Source organism: Streptoalloteichus tenebrarius, from assembly GCF_024171885.1.
Taxonomy (GTDB): domain Bacteria; phylum Actinomycetota; class Actinomycetes; order Mycobacteriales; family Pseudonocardiaceae; genus Streptoalloteichus; species Streptoalloteichus tenebrarius.
Genome location: NZ_JAMTCP010000073.1, coordinates 1 through 16,144, shown reverse-complemented (window position 1 = coordinate 16,144; position 16,144 = coordinate 1). Strand labels below are relative to the sequence as shown.

Genomic DNA, 16,144 nt, shown 5'->3' with positions numbered 1-16,144 from the left:
TCTCCCGCGAACTCGACCACTTCCTCGCCGAGCGCGGGGTCCGGTTGATCCGACCGTCCTACCGCAACCGGACCCCGCATCCCGGCGAGCCGCTGCTCAAGGCCGTCCGCCAGCTGATCGAGTCGGTCAACGACACGTTGAAAGGCCAACTCGACCTGGAACAACACGGCGGGCGCACCATCGAGGGCGTCGGTGTTCGCATCGCCCAACGACTCCTGGCCTTAACGGCCGCCATCTGGCACAACCGCGCCACCGGCCAGCCCGTCACCCGCTCCCTGACCGCCTACGACCACTAACCCCAGTTACGCATTACTCGTCTAGGCGGGCAGGGGCGCGAAGAGGTCGACGGTGTTGCCGTCGGGGTCGTGCAGCAGGGCGTACCGCTGACCCCACACCGCGTCCCACGGCTCGCGGTGACCGTGGTGCCCCGCCGCGACGAGCGCCGCGTACACCCGGTCCACCTCGGCGGGGTCGGCGCAGGCGAACGCGAGGCTCACCCGGGCGCCCCCGGTGGGCTCGGTCCAGTCGGGGTCGAAGGAGCGGATGGTGTCCACGGTGTCCCACGCCAGCCGGAGACCGCCGGGCAGCGTCACCTCCACGTGCGGCTGGGTGTCGGCGTCGGCGGGGATGTCGAGGCCCAGGTCGCGGTAGAACGCCAACGAGGGGGCCATGTCGGCGACCACGATGCCGACGAGGTTGAACTGAGGTGCCATGCCGTCGACGGTAGGTGGCGCCGAGCTCGCGGTCTTGAACGAAACGGACGTCGGCGCGCTGTCCTCCCCCTCGACGTGCTCCCCCGCCACGTCCTCCCCCCGCCACGTCCTCCCCCGCCCCGTGCTCCCCCGCCCCGTGCTCCCCCTCCACCCCGGTGTCCCGGCCCCGGCGGCCTCCCCCACACGCGTGCGGCTGGCGTCGCTGAAACCGTTGACGCCGCCGGGCGGTCCGGTTGCCGGCCTCCCGGCCGGCTCCAACACTCCGGGGAGCCGTCCGAACCCGCCCGCGTCCCCTCGAAGGTCCTGGGGGACCCGTGAGAGAGGCGCCGGCCCATGTCCCCACCGCGCCGTCCCGCCGCCGTCGACCGCCCCCTCGACCTCACCTCGGGCGAGTTGGCGACGCTGACCAGCGTCCCCGACGCCGAACAACGCGTGGTCCAGTACCTGGACCTGTTGCGGCGCAAGGGAGTGGAGCCGCCGACCAACCTCTCGGTCGCGGAGAATGTCCTGCTCTACCCGCACCACCTGAGGCCGTGCGTGTTCGAGGGCCTTCCGCCGATCTCGGCGCGGAGCATGAAGTACGTCCCGCCGATCGGTGACGACGCGATCCGGGACAGGATGGCCGACTTCCTCCGCCGCTCGTTCCACGCCGACATCGAGGCCAGGAACGTCTTCGCGACCGCCGGTGCCTCCTCGGCGCTGGAGTGCGTCGCGTTCGCGCTGCGCGAGGCCGGCGTGTTCCGGGCCGGCGACACCGTGCTGCTGCCCGCGCCCTGTTGGCAGGGCTTCCGGTGGTCGTTCGAGCAGCGACCCGACCTGCGCTGCGTGCCCGTCGACCTGCTGGAGGCGGGGCAGGAGCGGTTCGAGCTGACGCTGGCCGATCTCAGGCGCGAGTACGAGAACGACCAGCACCGGAAGCCCCGGCTGCTGGTGCTGACCAATCCGCACAACCCGTTGGGCGTCAACTACGAGCGGGAGTTGCTGGAGGAGATCTACCGCTGGGCGCTGAACGAGACCGACATGCACGTCATCTCCGACGAGATCTACCGCCACTCGCAGCTCCACGGCGCCCGGCCCGAGTTCGTCAGCGCGTTCGCGCTCCGCGCCTACGAGGAGGGCACGCCGGAGCAACGGCAGCGGGTGCACCTCGTTTGGGGCTTCGCCAAGGACTTCGGTCTCTCCGGGTTCCGGGCCGCGTTCCTGGTCTCCACGTCCCCGGTGGTGCACCGGGCGATGCTCGGCGTGGACACCCCGCGCGACAGCAGGAAGAGCCTGTCCTGGTTCAGCCCCTTCGACTCCCTCAAGCACCACGTGCTCGGGCGTCTGCTGACGGCGAAGACGGACGGGCAGGACTTCGCCGTGAAGGCGATGACGGACTACCGCAGCCTGCTCACCTCCGCCTTCGGCGAGGTCGAACACGCCCTCATCCGACAGGACATCCCCTTCGTCCACCCGGTGAACGGCAACTCGGCCGTGTTCTTCTGGCTGGACCTGCGCCGGCACCTGCCCCCGGCGTCCGAGCTGGACGAGGCCGACATCGCGGCCGACCCGGTGTTCGGGCTCAGCGACGGCGACCGCCGGGAGCAGTGGCTGGCGCGGGAGATCGCCAGGCACGCGAGGGTCGTCCTCCTGCCGGGGCGCACGCTGCACTGCCGCTGGCCGGGGTACTTCCGGCTGTGTTTCACCGCCGAGGAGACGCCGACGGTGCGCGACGCGGTCGAGCGGCTCGGCGAGTTCCTCAGGACACGGGCACGGGGCTGAGAAACCTCCGGCCGACGAGGCCCGAGCGCCTCACCGCCGCCGGGCCAACCACCTCGGGTCGATGCCGTCGGGTTCCGGAGCGCCGAGGTCGCTCACGCGGTAGCCGCGCGGGTATCCGGGGTAGGTGCGGTTGCGGCGGTCGTGGGCCATGCGCGAGGTCCGGCGGGGCGGCAAGTGGCGCACCACGGCCGAGCGGGCCCGGAGCGCGGCGGGCACCAGCCGGCGCAGCCACGCGGGCGCCGGGTCGAACCCGAAGGCGTCGAGCACCGGCTGGTCCAGCGCCGCCACGACCGCGCGACGCGCCAACGGCCGCAGCGGCCGGGGGAACCAGGACGCGAACAAGTCCACTGTGTACTGTCCAATGTGGCGGTTGCTCTCGCTGTGCCGGAAGTGCTCCCGCTCGTACTCGACGTTGAAGCGCTCGAAGTCGGCGTAGCTGCCGGGGATGTCCCTGATCCCCATGCGGTGGCCGACCTCCCGGTAGAAGTGGTAGGCCGCCAGGCGCTCGTGCCCGGTCAACGACCGCCACCCGAACCGCTCCAGCCACCGGACCGGCTCGTAGACGAACGTCGACAGCACGTACCGCATGTCGTCGTCGCTGATCACGTAGCGGCCGTGCATCCGGTTGACCACGCGCAGCGCCTGGCGGCCCCGCTCGGAGTCGTAGCCGTGCTCGACCAGCTCGGCCATGAGGAGCGCGGTGTCGTCGTACCGCTTCTGCGGCCGCCGCGCGAACTCGCCGGTGGCGTCGAGCAACGCCGAGACCGACGGCACGCAGTACGTCCGGAACAGCGCGAACTCCAACGCCTTGCGGTAGTCCCACGGGAACTCGAACCCCGACGAGATCCGCAGGATCTCCTGGTGGTCGCGCTCCGGGTCCAACTCCAGGATCCGCCGAAGCCAGCCGTACCGCCCCGAGGGCGGCCGGTCCCACCGACCCCCGCCGACCCCGCGCGGGACGACCTGCCCGACACCCGTCTCCCCCATGGCCCCCTCCGATCACGCGGCGCCGCCCCGCCCGGGGGCGACGCGAGGACGTCGCCCCCGATCCTGCTCCCCGGAGGGCTCGGCGGGAACGCCCCGGATCGGGTCACGCCGGCCGGGAGCCGACGACGCGCGCCGACCTCACCGCCGGCGCCGGCCACCCCCGCTCACGGCGGCGGCCAGCTCGTCCTTGCTCATCTTCGACCGCCCCTCGACGCCCATCTCCTTCGCCTTCTCGTACAGCTCGTGGCGACTGGGCTCCCGCTGCTTCGGCGCGCCGCCCCGCGCGCCCTCGGCGGCGCCCCGCTGGGCGGTCTTCTGCTTCGCGCCGCCGCCACCGGCGCCCGCCCTAGCCCTGGTGCTTCGGGTTTCCTCGGACTGGCGCGGCGCCGGGGCCATCCGCTCCGACTCGGCCTCGTAGGCGGCCATCTCCTGGGCGCGCCGCTCCTGGAACACCTTGCCCAGCTCCCGCAGCCGCTTCTTCCCGACGGCCTCGGCCAGCGCGGGCAGCACCTCGTTCTCCTCCTCCTCGACGTGGTGCTCGATCGCCTCGACCAGCTCACCGAGGACGTCGGCGAACTCGTCGGACGCCGGGTCGGTCTGTTCGAGCTGGTGCAGGATGCGCTCGGCCTCCTCGTGCTCCTCCTGGCCGTGGTGGACCTCGCCGCGCTCCTCGGGGGCCGCCCTGACCACCTCCGGGTAGACGTGCTCCTCCTCGGCCCTGCTGTGGGCGATCAGCATCGCGCCCAGCTCGCGCAGCAGCTCGGGCCGCCGCTCGACGTCGGTCCGGAGCCGCTCGAACAACTCCTCCATCGCCCGATGGTCCCTGGTGATCAGGGTGATCGCGTCCTCGGCCATCGTCGCCTCCTCGCGTCCGCCGGTTCGCGCAGGTGACGTACCCCGGTCGAGCGGCCCCCAACCTCCTGACCACCCACGAGGGTGGCCTCAGCCACCGAGCGCGGCGCGGCCCACCTCCAGTCGGGCCACGGGCACCCGGAACGGCGAGCAGGACACGTAGTCCAGCCCGACGTCGGCGAAGAAGTGGACGGAGGCCGGGTCGCCGCCGTGCTCCCCGCACACCCCGACCTCCAGGTCCGGGCGGCGGGACCGTCCGGCCCGCACCGCCCGCCGGACCAGCTCGCCGACCCCGACCCTGTCCAGGGTCTCGAAGGGCGAGTCGGCGAGCACACCCAGCTCCAGGTAGCGCGGGAAGAACGCCGACTCCACGTCGTCCCGGGAGAAGCCCCACACCATCTGGGTCAGGTCGTTGGTGCCGAAGCTGAAGAAGTCGGCGTGCGCGGCGATCCGGTCGGCGGTCAGGGCCGCGCGCGGGACCTCGATCATCGTGCCCACCGGCACGTCGAGCCGCCGGACCAGCGCGCCGCCGGCCTCGGCGAGCACCGCGGCGACCTCCTCCCTGACCAACGCCAGCTCCGTCGCGTCGGCCACGAGCGGCACCATGATCTGCGGCCGGGGATCACCACCGGCGCTGGCGCACTCCACCGCGGCCTCGGCGATCGCCCGCACCTGCATCCCGTACAGGCCCGGCAACACCAACCCGAGCCGCACCCCCCGCAACCCCAACATCGGGTTGTGCTCGTGCAGCCGGCGCACCGCGCGCAACAGCCGCACGTCCTCGGCGCGCTCCTCGCCCAGCGCCTCCGCGACCGCCACCCGCGCGGTCAGCTCCGCCAGGTCCGGCAGGAACTCGTGCAGCGGCGGGTCGAGCAGCCGGATCGTGACCGGCAGGCCGTCCATGGCCCGCAGGATGCGCACGAAGTCCCCGCGCTGGAGCGGCAGCAGGTCGGCCAGCGCCCGCTCCCGCTCGGCGTCGGTGTCGGCCAACACCAACCGCTCGACGTGCTTGCGCCGCTCCCCGAGGAACATGTGCTCGGTCCGACACAGGCCGATGCCCCGCGCGCCCATCCGCCGCGCCCGCTCGGCGTCCTCGGGGGTGTCCGCGTTCGCCCTGACCTCCACGCGGCGCACGCGGTCGGCGTGCCGCACCAGCCGGTCCACGGCGCGGACCAGCTCGTCCGCCCCGTCCTCCTCCCCGGAGCCCGGCGGCGGCAGGACACCCCGCTCGAAGTACTCGGCGACCGCCGACGGCACGACCGGCACCTCGCCGAGGTAGACGGCCCCGGTCGTGCCGTCCACCGACACCACGGCGCCCTCCTCGACCACGACACCGCCGGGCGCCACCACGCGCCGGCGCACCGGGTCCACCTCCAGCTCGTCCGCGCCGCACACGCACGGCTTGCCCATGCCCCTGGCCACCACGGCCGCGTGCGAGGTCTTGCCGCCCCTGCTGGTCAGCACGCCCTCGGCCGCCACGAGCCCCGGCAGGTCGTCCGGGTTGGTCTCCGCGCGCACCAGCACCACCCGGCGGCCCCGCTCGGCGGCGGCCACCGCCGTCGCGGAGTCGAACACCACCTCGCCGACGGCGGCCCCCGGGCTGGCGTTGATCCCGGTGGCTAGCCGGGGCCGGTCAGCCCCCGGGTCGAACCGGGGGAACAGCAACTGGGCCAGCCGCGCCCCGGAGACCCGGCGCAACGCCTCGTCCTCGTCGATCAGCCCCTCGTCCGCGAGCTGCGCGGCGACCACGAAGGCCGCCGCCGCCGTGCGCTTGCCGACCCGGGTCTGGAGGATCCACAACCGCCCGCGCTCGATGGTGAACTCGATGTCGCACAGGTCGCGGTAGTGACGCTCCAATGTGGACATGACATCGAGAAGCTGGTGGTACGACGCGGGATCCAGCCGCTCCAGCTCCCGCAACGGCACCGGCGTGCGCACCCCGGCCACCACGTCCTCGCCCTGCGCGTTCGGCAGGTAGTCCCCGTAGGCCCCCTGACGCCCGGTGGCCGGGTCCCTGGTGAACGCCACGCCCGTGCCCGAGTCCTGGCCGGCGTTGCCGAACACCATCGCCACCACGCTCACCGCGGTCCCCAGGTCGTCCGGAATGCGCTCCCGGCCGCGGTACAACACCGCGCGCGGCGTGTTCCAGCTCGCGAAGACCGCGCGCACCGCCAGATCGAGCTGCTCCCACGGGTCCTGCGGGAAGTCCCGCCCCGCGTGCTCGGTCAACAACTCCCGGTAGGCGCTCACCAGCGACCGCAACCCCGCCGCGTCCAGGTCCAGCTCACCGCCGGGCGCGGCGCGGCGCAACGCCTCGACGAAGGGCTCGTCCGGCAGGCCCAACACGGTGGTGCCGAACATGTGGACCAGCCGCCGGTAGCTGTCCCACGCCAACCGCTCGTCCCCGAACCGCCTGGCCAGCCCGGCCACCGAGGCGTCGGTGAGCCCGATGTTGAGGACCGTCTCCATCATCCCCGGCATCGAGAACCGCGCGCCGGACCGGACCGACACCAGCAGGGGGTCCTCCGGGTCGCCGAGCCGACGCCCCGCCCGCCGCTCCAGCGCCGCCAGCCGCTCCCGCACCTGCGGCCACAGCTCGTCCGGAACGTCCCCGGTCCGCAGGTACCACCGACACGCCTCGGTGGTGATCACGAAACCTGGGGGCACCGGCAACCCCAGCCGGGTCATCTCCGCGAGGTTCGCGCCCTTGCCGCCGAGCAGGTCCGCGAGGTCCCGGTGCCCCTCGGCGAAGTCGTAGACGTACCTGGCCGCCATGGTGGCCTCCCGTCGCGTGACGCGGGATCGCCCCCGACAGGACCGCCGGGGCGCCGCCGCCACGCCGTGCCCGCCATTGTGCGACGGCCTCAGGCCCCCGGCATCGGCCTGGCGCAGCAGTCCCACCACCGCCGCCAGTCCGGCGCCCGGTCCGCCGCGCCGACTGCGACCTCCGCGCCGAGCCACTCCACCACGGGGCGGACGCCGTGCAGGGCGTTGACGATCCAGACCTCACGGCCGGCGAGGTCCGCCAGGCGGGCGCGGCGGTGGCGCACCCGCACCCCGCGCGCCGCGGCCTCCCCGCGCAGCAGGGCCGTGGTCACGCTGGGCAGGACCCGCAGCGCCGGGTCGGGCACGCACATCACCCCGTCCTCCCACCACACCAGGCCCGCCGTCGCGGTCTCCCTCAGCACACCGGAGGAGGTGGTGAGCAGGACGTCGTCGGCGCCGTTCGCGCCGTTCGCCGCGCCCCGCACCGAGCCCAGCCACGCGAGGTCAGGTCCTTTGCGACGCGGGACCCGACGCCGGTCGACCACCCCGACGGCCGCCACGGTGACCACCCGCGTACGCTCCGGCGCGGGCCGAACGCGGAGTTGGAGGAACCGTCCCGTGTCGGTGGCGACGAACTCGACGCGCGGAAACCACGCGCCCTCCCTGGGCAGGCGCGCCAGCGCGGCGGACCAGAACGTGGCCGTCTCGGCGGCCGGGCCGCCGGCGTCGGCGACGGCGGAGGCGAACCGGCGTTCGTGCAGGTCGAGACCTCGGGCGTTGCCGTCCTGGACCAGCCACGAGTCCGCCGCCAGCAGGCGGCCGGCCGGCTCGGGCGGGACCGGCTCCCAGCCCAGGGCGGGCGTCCAGCGCACCAGCTCCATCCCCGTGCCCCCTTCCGGGCCGCTCCCGCGCCCCGACGCCGCGGCCGGCCACGACCACAACCCGTCTGAGCGAAGGGTGACCAACATGGTCACTGTCGGTAGGTCACCCAATCAGTGGGGTACCGACCGGGCGATTGTGACGTACGGTGCGAATGCACCCCTTCCGCACCTCGTGCAATGGCGTGCGCTCTCCACCAACTGAACGGGGGCTGAGCAATGTCGAGTGACGGCGCGAATACGACAGCTCATCGACGCCCGGGCTCCAACCCACTCGTCTGGGTGCCGCCCGTCGAGCACCTGCCCCGGCCGAGAAGGGGAGCCCAACGCGCGTACTGCCTCGCGGAGCACCTGGGCGTCAGCCTGCCCGAGCTGCTCGAGGAACTGCGCGAACTGGGCTTCCGCGGCTGCACACCCTCCACCCTCATCGAGCTGGCCACCGCCAGGGAGGTGAGCGAGCGGCTCCGCCGCAGGGTCAGCCGCTGAAACCCCCGTACGTACCCATGCGGCACGACGACCTCACCCTCCTCCTGCCGCACGGGTACGTAAGGGGCTTCAGTCCACCGAGGCAGGCGCGACACCCACGGGAGGCACCGCACCAACCCGGACGCCGAGCCCGGGTCGTCGACGAGTGAGGCTCGTGCGCGGGCGGTAGTCGAGCCAGTTCCGGCCGTCGCACCGCGACGCGCGACGTCAACACGCCCCCGCCCGCGGGGTCCCCGGGCAGCGGGGACCCCGTGCCCGACAGGCATGCCGCGACAGTCCTGTCACGGGGCCGTGTCACGTCGGTCACTCGGCCTGGAGGACGAAGAACAGGAAGCTTGGGGCGGTCGAGAGCAGGAGGAAGTCGTCGGGGAACAGCTCGCGGGCGGCCGGCACCGGCTGAGGTTCGCTGATGGCGCGGATCCGGAAGCCCGCCGAGATGAAGGCGTCGGTCATCGCGTGCAGCGGCCGGTTCCAGAACCGCAGCACACGGGTCCTGCCACCCAGGGTCCACTCCTCGGTCCTGCTGGAGGTGGCGAAGTAGTCGGGCCTGCGCCCGGACAACCGCTCGAGGCAGTATTCGACGGTGGGTGGTTCACCGAGGCGATGAGCCGGCCGCCGGTCCTCAGCACGCGCCGCGTCTCGCCGAGCGTCGGCCCCCCAGTCCCACAGGTAGTGCAGCACCAGGGACGCGATGACGTCGTCGAAGGAGTCGTCGGGGAAGGGCAGCGGGTCGGCCAGGTCGGCCACCCGCGGGTCCGCGTCGTCGCCGAGCCGCCGTCGGGCCTGCTCCACCATCCCGGCGCTCGCGTCGATCCCGGTCACGATGGCGCCCCGGTCGCGCAGCGCCGCGAACAGGGGACCTGATCCGCAGCCGGCGTCGAGGATCCGCCGGCCGGTCACGTCCCCGGCCAGGGCCAGGGTCGCGGGCCGTTCGTAGTAGGCGTTGTTGAGGCTGGTCTCGTCCTCGGCCGAGTACGCCTCGGCGAAGCTGTCATAGTTGTTGTCCGGTAACGGAGTCGTTGCCGGAGCGTCTTCCTCGGGAACGCGAGTCATGCTCCCGATCCTGCCCAGCCCGCCCGCGGTTTCCCGGCACACCGAGCGAGTCGGTGCTCCCAGGTCGCGCTGGCAGCGAGCGGTGGCACTCGCGACTCAGGCCGCTCTTGCTCCTCACGGGTCCTGGTCGCAGATGGCGCAATGGCGTGGCACGGCGCCACGGGACGCGGGGGAAAGCCGTGTCACGCGGTCCAGATCGCGCATCGTCGGCCTCGACGCCGACGGGAAGGCCCCGAAGTGTTCTCCGGCGAAGTCGTCCTCGCCTCCGACAACCGAGGACGGCAGGGACCCGGAACCCGCGCCGTGACCACGGTCATCCACAAAGGACACGGGGACCGGGCGGAGTCCTCTTCGTAGTCCTCTGTGGACCAGGCGCGGCCCCGACGGGTCCCGCGCCGCCGGGGCGGCCACTGGTGAGATCATCGGATGTCCCCGTCACTCCCACAGGAGGTGCGTCGTGCCCGTCCGCCCGATCCGACTCTTCGGCGACCCGGTGCTCCGGAGCCCCGCCAGCCCGGTGACCAGGTTTGGGGACGACCTGCGGGCGCTGGTGCGCGACCTGTTGGACAGCGTCGACCTGCCCGGCAGGGCCGGTGTGGCCGCGCCCCAGATCGGCGTGGGCCTGCGGGTGTTCAGCTACAACGTCGACGGCGAACTCGGGTACGTGATCAACCCCGAGCTGGTGGAGCTGTCCGAGGAGATCCAGGACGACCACGAGGGCTGCCTGTCCGTGCCCGACCTGTGGTTCCCCACCCGGCGCGCCGCGAGGGCCGTCGTGCGGGGCGTCGACCTGCGCAACGAGCCGGTGACGGTCAGCGGCGAGGGCCTGCTCGCCCGGTGCCTGCAACACGAGACCGACCACCTCGACGGCCTGCTCTACCTCGACCGGCTCGACCAGGAGACCCGGAAGGCCGCCCTGCGCCAGGCCCGCCGCTCCGACTGGTTCCTCGGCTCGACCTCCCGCCCGTGAGCTGAGCCCCTCGCCCCGAGGGGCGACACACCTCACACGCCGGCGACCGACGCCCAACTTGTACACTCGTACATGTACAGACGTACAAGTTGGGAGGTGCGCATGGGTTACCTGCTCCTGGCGGTGGCGATCCTCGTCGAGATCGTGGCGACCACCCTGTTGAAGCTCTCCGACGGCTTCACCAAGCTCTGGCCCTCGGTCGGGGCCGTCGCCGGCTACCTGGTCACGTTCGCGCTGCTCGCGCAGGTCATGCGGACCGTCCCGATGAGCGTCGCCTACGCGATCTGGGCGGGAGCCGGCGTCGCGCTGATCGCCACCATCGGCGTCCTCGCGATGGGCGAGCCCATGACGCTGCTCAAGGCGGGCGGCCTGGTCCTGGTGGTCGCCGGCGTCGTCGCCCTCAACCTGTCCGGGGCCCACTGATGCCGGCCAGGGGCGAGGGCCACGGCGACGGGCGCGGCGAGGGCCGAGGAGCGCGACGCCGCCAGGAGATCGTGGACGCCGCCACCAGGGTGGTCGCCGAGCGGGGCATCGCCGGCCTGACCCACCGCGTGGTCGCGGAGACCGCCGGGGTCCCCCTCGGCTCCACCACCTACTACTTCGCCACGCTGGACGACCTCATCGAGGCGGCGCTGGTCCGGAACGTGGAGGAGATGTCCGAACGGACCCGCGAGTTCCTGGAGAACGCGGAAGACGACGACGTGGCCCGGGTCCTGACCGCGCTCGTGGCCCGGTGGCTCGGCCCCGACCGGGAATGCAGTGTCGTGGGCTACGAGCTGTACCTCGCCGCGCTGCACCGCCCCGGCCTGCGGGCGCCGGCCCGGCGCTGGACCGAGGACTGCGTCCGCTCGCTCCAGCCCCACGTTCCGGACCTCCACACCGCCCGGCTGCTCAGCCACCTCGTCAACAGCATCGTGCTGGACGGCCTCGTCACCGGCGTCACGCCCAGCGACGACGAGGTGCTGGCGCACTTCCGGTCCGTGCTCCCCGCCTCCTCCTGAGAACGCGAACGGGGCGCTCCGCCGCGCGCGGCGGAGCGCCCCGAGGCGGCACCGTCGTCAGTTCCGCCCGCCAGTTCTCTCCGTGAGCCCTGTTTCTCTCTCCGTCAGCCCGTTTCGCCGGTTCCCTCCATCGATCGCGTTCCGCCGGTTCCCTCCGTCAGTCCCGCCGCCAGTCGATCGTGACCTCAGGGAACCGCGACGACGCCGCGTCGAGCAACGCGGACGAGCCACCGCGCAGGTGATGGTCGAAGAAGGCGGTGACGTAGGCGCGCGTGACCTCCGCCGCCCGAACACCGTCGATGCTGCCGAACGCCCGCTGGTACTTCTCGGCCGGCCACCGGTCCTTCAAGCCGTACGCCGAGGCCAGCACACCCGGATCCACGAAGCTCATGTGCCCGGCACTGGCCACCAGAAGCTGCCGCCCCCACGCGCGGTGACCGGCCCGGAACGACAGCAGCGACTCGTCCACCCCGGCGGTCAGCAGCAGGAACGGCCGGTCGAGCCCGTTCCTGGCCTCGCCCCACAGCGAGCCGTCGACGTCGATCCCCGCCCGCACCCTCGGGTCGGTCCTGGCCAGCTCGGCCGCTGCCGCGCCGCCGATGGAGTGGCCGAAGGCCCCGATCCGGCCCGGGTCGAGGCGGCCGGCCAGCACCGGGGGCCGCCGGTCGCCGACGAGCGCGTCGAGGACGAACCGCAGGTCGTCGGCCCGCACCCTGGTCTCGCCCGGCAACGTCTCCGGCGACGGGGCCGGCAGGGACTGCGGAACGAAACGCCCGCCCGGCAGCTCGGTCGGGCTGTCGTAGGTGTGGTCCACCCCCACCACCACGAAGCCCCGGCTGGCCAGTTCCTCGGCCACGGAGGTGCCGGTGAGCCGGGAGTTGCCGCGCCCGGGGCTGTAGAGCAGCACCGGCAGGCCACCCGGCGCCGACACCGCCGGCGCGTTCTCCCTGGCGTGCGGCCGCACCGACGCCACCGACCCGGCCGGCAGCTCCAGGCGGGCGTCGTACTCCGCGCCGACCTTCGCCGTGGTGTACCGGACCCTCGGGAAGGCGTCCGCCGCGGCGGTCGCCGGGTACCAGACCGTGGCCATCAACTCGCGGGGGCCGCCCTGCGGCGCCCACGGGTCGGTGCGCCCGCCGTCCACGAGGTGCAGCGACGTCGCGCCCACCCGGTACTGCCCGGTCGGCGCCGGCAGGGTCACCGCGGTGCTGGTCCCGGCGCTCGCTCCGGCCGGGCCGGCCGGCGTCGCGACCGCGGGTTCGGCGAGCGCGGGCGAGGCCACGCCCACGGTCAGCGCGCCGGCGGCCATCACCGCGAGCGCGCCGAAACGCCGTCTGCTCCACGTCGAGGAATCCACGTCCCCCTCCTCACACATCCTGCTCGCGCGGAAGGCGAGCGTGAGGACAGAAGCATGGCGGGGTGATCTGGCGCGCCCCAACATGCTTTCCCGTTGCTGTCTTCGGACCGAGGGGCGTCACGACGAAGACCCCTGCTCCGCCGTGGGAAGGGGCCTCAGGAACTCATTCCATCCACAGTGGACGAGAGGTCGCCACGCGACCACGATTCCCGGCAGGCGCCGAAACCCCGCCACACCGCCCGATGCGTCCACTGTGTACGGTTCGGCCCGGCCCCGGCACGGACAAGTCCTCAGTAGACAGTCCAGCTCGGACTACTCGGACTGCTCGGACTCGGCGAGCGGCAACGGCACCACCAGGCACGGACCCCCGAAGAACAGACCGCCGTCGACGTCGACGACGCGTCCCCCCGCGTACACGTACGGCCCCTCGACCTCCCACGGCTCCACACCCCGCACGACGGGGATGGGGCTGTGACCGTGCACGATCCACCGCCCACCGAGCCGGGAGAGCACCTCGTCCGCCGCCTCGGGGCCGTCCTCGGGATCGAGGAACTCGCCCCGGCGGAACAACAGGCGCATCCGGTCGGTCCAGTAGTCCGGCCGGCGCGCCGCCAGCACCCTGCCCATCTCGGCGTTGATCTCCTCCGGGGTGTCGCCAAGCTCCAGGTAGGCGGTCGTGTCGGAGTGGACGAACAGGTGGTCCTCGACCAGCGCCACGGTGGGCAGCCCGGACAACCAGTCGACGTGCTCGTCGGTGAGCCGCTCCATGTCCTCGGCGCGACCCCCGTTGAGCTGCCACAGCTCCTCGTACGTCCTGGGGTTGGACGCCACCGGCTCGTCGGGGAAGTGATGCGCGCCCAGCAGCAGGAACTCGTGGTTGCCGAGCACCGCCCCGACCTCGCCGCCGACCGCGGCCGCCTGCTCGGACAGCCGCATGACCAGCTCGATGACGCCGATCCCGTCCGGCCCTCGGTCGGTGAAGTCCCCGAGGAACCACAGCCGACCCGCGCCGCCGGTCCAGTCGCCGTCCTCGTCCGTCAGGCCCGCCACCGCCAACGCGGCCACCAACCGGTCCCGGTGACCGTGGACGTCACCGACCACGTGCAGTGACCGTTCTTCACTGGGCTCGGCCTGGTCGGAGGACATGACGCGAGCGTAGCCGTTCGCGACGCACACATCCGCTCGGGCGATGTGACGAGGAACGCGAACGGCGCGTGGCCCCCCTCACGTCGAGGGGCCACGCGCCGTCAGGGCGGGACCGGTCGGGGGAACGGTCCCGGGCCCCGGCTCAGAGCTGGATGCCGCGCTCCGCCAGCCAGGGCTGGGGGTTGATCTTCTGGCTGCCGTTCAGCCACACCTCGAAGTGCAGGTGCGGGCCGGTGGACTGGCCCCGGTTGCCCATCGTGGCGATCTGCTCGCCGGCCGCGACATGCTGGCCGGCCCTGGCGAGGATCTCGTTGACGTGACCGTAGACGCTGATCGTCCCGTCGTTGTGCCGCACCCGCACCCAGAGGCCAAAGCCGCTGGCGGGGCCGGCCTCCACGACGACGCCCTCGGCCACCGACCGGACGGGCGTACCGATGGAGTTGGCGATGTCGACGCCGTTGTGCCTGGTGCCCCACCGGGCGCCGAAGCCCGAGGTGAACACGCCCTCGGCCGGCTTCACGTACAGCGGGCGGCGCGCGGCCTCGCGGGCGGCGCGTTCACGCTCGGCCGCGGCGGCGGCCTCCTTCGCGGCGGCCTCCTGGGCGGCGCGCTCGGCCGCGGCCCTGGCCTCCTGGGCCGCCTTCTCGGCGGCGGCGGCCTGCTCACCGGCCACCCGCGCCACCTGGTCGGCCTGGATCTGGACGACCCGGCCCAGCTCGGCCGCGTCCGCGGCGGGGTCGGCGATCTGGGCGACGGGCAGCACCTCGGGCGCGGTCGCCCTGGTGACCGAGGAGGCGAGCTGGGCGGTGTCGCCGAGCGGCGTCACCTCGCCGGCGGCCTTGCCGACGGTGTCGAGATGGGTCGCGCCGACCACGAACGCGCCGGCGACCAGTGCGGCCACGACGACGCGGGTGCGCATGACGGACGGGGAGGGAAGCTGCCGGTGAACACCCCGGACGCCCTGGGCGGCGCGCCGAAGCGCGGCCCGGGGTGCCGGGGAGGGGTGCTCACCGCGGTTCACGCGGTGTCGAGCCAATGTTCGGGGACCTTCCATCACTCGGGGAGGTCTGGCCGGGGACGAACGGCGGGGGAACCGTCGACAACGACTCGGGGAGTTGTCGATCTTGTGTCCCGATCTTGACCAAACCGTGATTTCCAGCCGTCGACGCTAACGGCCAGTTACCGAGCAGGGCAAGTAGGAGTGAGTTTCCTCGCCAAATGCGGGAGCAACCCCGAGAAATCCTCACTCTTCGTAGTGGATCTCGGTCTCGCCGTCAGGCGCGGTCGCTGGAGCACATGACGAGTCCCACGTCGTCGCGGGGCATACACCTGGCGCACGAGACGTGATCCAACCTCCGGCCGCGAGAACCTTCAGCGCCAGCGCACGATCAACACCCGAAAGAGATCAGGAGGAGAGCCCGACGCGCGACCCAACGAGGGCGAGGACCACGAGCAGGCCGGGCCCACTCCGGCCTCCCTGAAGCCCGGACCGCCAGGCCCCGAAGACGACCCCCAGCGGCGGAAGCAGGGCTCCACGAACAGTCCGACGAGCCCGACCGAGACGAACAGCTCCCCACCAAACGGCACAGGAGCCACCAAAGACCTGCGAACGCCCCCACTTACCCCAGGTCAGCCCCCACCCGCCCTGGGGGGCGAGCCCCGCTCCAGCCTACCGACCACCGCCTGGCCACCGCACCGGCAGCGGCCGCACCTGTGGATAACTCAGGTGCCTGTGGACAACCCCATCCCCCAACAGGATGATGCGCTTGACAACCCACCACAAACCCGCCCCACAACACCCCACCCCGAACACACCCACCCCACAACCCCCACACCCACCAAAAAACCGACCTCCCACACACACCCAGAACCAGAACCAACACCAGGGCAGGGGCCGCCGCCAGGAACACCCACCAACACACAACACAACAAAAAAAGGGGGGCCGCCGCGCGCACCCACCCAGGCAGGCACACACCACAACCCCACACAACCCACAAAAAAAGCCGTGGCCCGCACCAGAAAACCTGGCACGGGCCACGACCCCACACAACGTTCGGCGGCGACCTACTCTCCCACACCCCCACGAGTGCAGTACCATCGGCGCTGGAGGACTTAGCTACCGGGTTCGGAATGGGACCGGGCGTGACCCCTCCGCCAAAACCACCGAAACACC

The 16,144-nt window shown here is 72.6% G+C and carries 14 protein-coding genes, 1 rRNA gene and 1 pseudogene; 6 read left to right on the top strand and 10 right to left on the bottom strand.

Annotated elements, in window-relative coordinates; all coding sequences use genetic code 11:
* Nucleotides 1-296 (top strand): annotated as a pseudogene (locus LX15_RS31220) (IS982 family transposase); the annotation flags it as partial.
* A 21-nt stretch (nt 297-317) separates the two neighbouring features.
* Here LX15_RS31220 and LX15_RS31215 read toward each other — a convergent pair.
* Nucleotides 318-713 carry a VOC family protein gene (locus LX15_RS31215; RefSeq protein WP_253674698.1) on the bottom strand — a complete coding sequence of 132 codons (396 nt, stop codon included), beginning with the start codon at nt 711-713 and terminating at the stop codon, nt 318-320.
* A 333-nt stretch (nt 714-1,046) separates the two neighbouring features.
* Here LX15_RS31215 and LX15_RS31210 point away from each other — a divergent pair, with 333 nt between their 5' ends.
* Complete coding sequence (locus tag LX15_RS31210) at nt 1,047-2,474, top strand: pyridoxal phosphate-dependent aminotransferase (RefSeq protein WP_253674696.1); 1,428 nt, start codon at nt 1,047-1,049, stop codon at nt 2,472-2,474.
* 30 nt (nt 2,475-2,504) lie between these two features.
* On the opposite strand, the gene LX15_RS31205 is transcribed toward LX15_RS31210, so the two are convergent.
* The 4 genes from LX15_RS31205 to LX15_RS31190 form a co-directional block, all read right to left on the bottom strand.
* A complete protein-coding gene (locus LX15_RS31205; RefSeq protein ID WP_253674694.1) occupies nt 2,505-3,461 on the bottom strand; it encodes an oxygenase MpaB family protein in 957 nt (318 codons plus the stop codon).
* Nucleotides 3,462-3,599: 138 nt separating this feature from the next.
* A complete protein-coding gene (locus LX15_RS31200; protein WP_253674692.1) occupies nt 3,600-4,316 on the bottom strand; it encodes a hemerythrin domain-containing protein in 717 nt (238 codons plus the stop codon).
* 87 nt (nt 4,317-4,403) lie between these two features.
* The gene (gene ppdK / locus LX15_RS31195) at nt 4,404-7,088 is read right to left on the bottom strand and encodes a pyruvate, phosphate dikinase (protein ID WP_253674691.1); all 2,685 of its coding nucleotides are present in this window, start codon (nt 7,086-7,088) and stop codon (nt 4,404-4,406) included.
* Nucleotides 7,089-7,177: 89 nt separating this feature from the next.
* Entirely contained in the window at nt 7,178-7,960 is a 783-nt protein-coding gene (locus tag LX15_RS31190; RefSeq protein WP_253674690.1) for an aminotransferase class IV, read from the bottom strand.
* Nucleotides 7,961-8,239: 279 nt separating this feature from the next.
* On the opposite strand from LX15_RS31190, the gene LX15_RS31185 reads away from it, so the two are divergent.
* The gene (locus LX15_RS31185; protein ID WP_253674689.1) at nt 8,240-8,443 is read left to right on the top strand and encodes a hypothetical protein; all 204 of its coding nucleotides are present in this window, start codon (nt 8,240-8,242) and stop codon (nt 8,441-8,443) included.
* A 303-nt stretch (nt 8,444-8,746) separates the two neighbouring features.
* Here LX15_RS31185 and LX15_RS31180 read toward each other — a convergent pair whose 3' ends face one another.
* Nucleotides 8,747-9,496 (bottom strand): class I SAM-dependent methyltransferase, encoded by a 750-nt coding sequence (locus LX15_RS31180; RefSeq protein ID WP_464819412.1) that lies wholly within the window; start codon nt 9,494-9,496, stop codon nt 8,747-8,749.
* Nucleotides 9,497-9,953: 457 nt separating this feature from the next.
* On the opposite strand from LX15_RS31180, the gene def reads away from it, so the two are divergent.
* From def to LX15_RS31165, 3 genes are all read left to right on the top strand, one after another.
* On the top strand, nt 9,954-10,466 hold the full coding sequence (gene def / locus LX15_RS31175) for a peptide deformylase (protein ID WP_253674688.1): 513 nt from the start codon (nt 9,954-9,956) through the stop codon (nt 10,464-10,466).
* 102 nt (nt 10,467-10,568) lie between these two features.
* Nucleotides 10,569-10,889, top strand: a complete 321-nt coding sequence (locus tag LX15_RS31170) for a DMT family transporter (protein WP_253674687.1) — start codon at nt 10,569-10,571, stop codon at nt 10,887-10,889.
* A complete protein-coding gene (locus tag LX15_RS31165; protein WP_253674686.1) occupies nt 10,889-11,467 on the top strand; it encodes a TetR/AcrR family transcriptional regulator in 579 nt (192 codons plus the stop codon). The genes LX15_RS31170 and LX15_RS31165 overlap by 1 nt, the downstream gene beginning before the upstream one ends.
* Nucleotides 11,468-11,624: 157 nt before the next feature.
* Here LX15_RS31165 and LX15_RS31160 read toward each other — a convergent pair whose 3' ends face one another.
* From LX15_RS31160 to rrf, 4 genes are all read right to left on the bottom strand, one after another.
* A complete protein-coding gene (locus tag LX15_RS31160; RefSeq protein ID WP_253674685.1) occupies nt 11,625-12,824 on the bottom strand; it encodes an alpha/beta hydrolase family protein in 1,200 nt (399 codons plus the stop codon).
* A 312-nt stretch (nt 12,825-13,136) separates the two neighbouring features.
* Entirely contained in the window at nt 13,137-13,970 is an 834-nt protein-coding gene (locus tag LX15_RS31155) for a metallophosphoesterase (RefSeq protein WP_253674684.1), read from the bottom strand.
* 142 nt (nt 13,971-14,112) lie between these two features.
* Entirely contained in the window at nt 14,113-14,889 is a 777-nt protein-coding gene (locus LX15_RS31150) for a M23 family metallopeptidase (RefSeq protein WP_253674683.1), read from the bottom strand.
* 1,133 nt (nt 14,890-16,022) lie between these two features.
* Nucleotides 16,023-16,139: ribosomal RNA gene (gene rrf / locus LX15_RS31145) — 5S ribosomal RNA — on the bottom strand.
* Nucleotides 16,140-16,144: the final 5 nt, after the last annotated feature.